The organism is Parendozoicomonas verongulae (genome assembly GCF_009711465.1).
In the GTDB taxonomy this organism is placed as follows: Bacteria; Pseudomonadota; Gammaproteobacteria; order Pseudomonadales; family Endozoicomonadaceae; genus Sansalvadorimonas; species Sansalvadorimonas verongulae.
In genome coordinates, this window is the sequence record NZ_SMME01000382.1 from 1 (window position 1) to 700 (window position 700).

Consider the following 700-nt stretch of genomic DNA (forward strand, 5'->3'; position numbering starts at 1 on the left):
CCCCCTCACGCGCAAGCACAATTTCAAGGCGCTGCATGCGCTCCTGTGCATCGTGTAGCGCTGATAACAGTGTATCTTCGGCCTGAGAAATAGCCCCCACTAGTTCAGGCTGTGCGCTAGCTGGAAGCAATTCCCTTTGCTGATAAAGCTGGTCACCGGCAACGCGAACTTTCTCGTACAGCCCCCTTGCTTGCTTCAGCTCAATTTGGGTCAGTGCAACAACATCAGCATTGCTCATTTGCGACCTCGCATCTCTCAAGTTGATACTTTGTAAGCATTTCACAAACCAAATCAGTTTCGGCCTTAGAAATTCGCCGGTTGAGAGCAATCATTTTCCGAGCGAGGATTTGATCAGCCTTGAGATTGTCGGCGATGAACTGCATGACCTCATCGAGATCACGCCGGATGGATTCGATTTCATTGCTGTCAGTCATCACGGCTCCCCCACCAGCGAACACATTCAGGTTCTGAAACACGCACTCGAACCGTTGCGTCAATCGTGCGCCACTCAGCTCGAGTCAGCTCGCCCTGATGAAGAGTGTTGATGAGGTTTTCAGCGTCCTGATAACCCCGAGACGTCATTCGCCAAAAAAGTTCACGCAAAAGCCACGGCTCCTTCTTGATTCCTGGCAAATCAACAATCCGAGACAGCGCCAGCCCTTGGCAAGCGAGGAAAATTTTCTTGCGAAGATCGGCCCAA

General features: G+C 51.4%; 3 protein-coding genes. All 3 read right to left on the reverse strand.

From position 1 onward, the window contains the following. On the reverse strand, positions 1 to 238 hold a 238-nt coding region (locus E1189_RS00785), incomplete at its 3' end, for a hypothetical protein (RefSeq protein ID WP_155158224.1). Next, positions 225 to 434 carry a hypothetical protein gene (locus E1189_RS00790; RefSeq protein ID WP_155158225.1) on the reverse strand — a complete coding sequence of 70 codons (210 nt, stop codon included), beginning with the start codon at positions 432 to 434 and terminating at the stop codon, positions 225 to 227. The genes E1189_RS00790 and E1189_RS00785, both read right to left, overlap by 14 nt. Next, on the reverse strand, positions 427 to 700 hold a 274-nt coding region (locus E1189_RS24440), incomplete at its 5' end, for a hypothetical protein (RefSeq protein WP_230459874.1). The genes E1189_RS00790 and E1189_RS24440, both read right to left, overlap by 8 nt.

Coding starts and splice junctions, on each gene's coding strand:
- E1189_RS00790 (WP_155158225.1), bottom strand. CDS start 434: ATGACTGACAGCAATGAAATCGAATCCATCCGGCGTGATCTCGATGAG.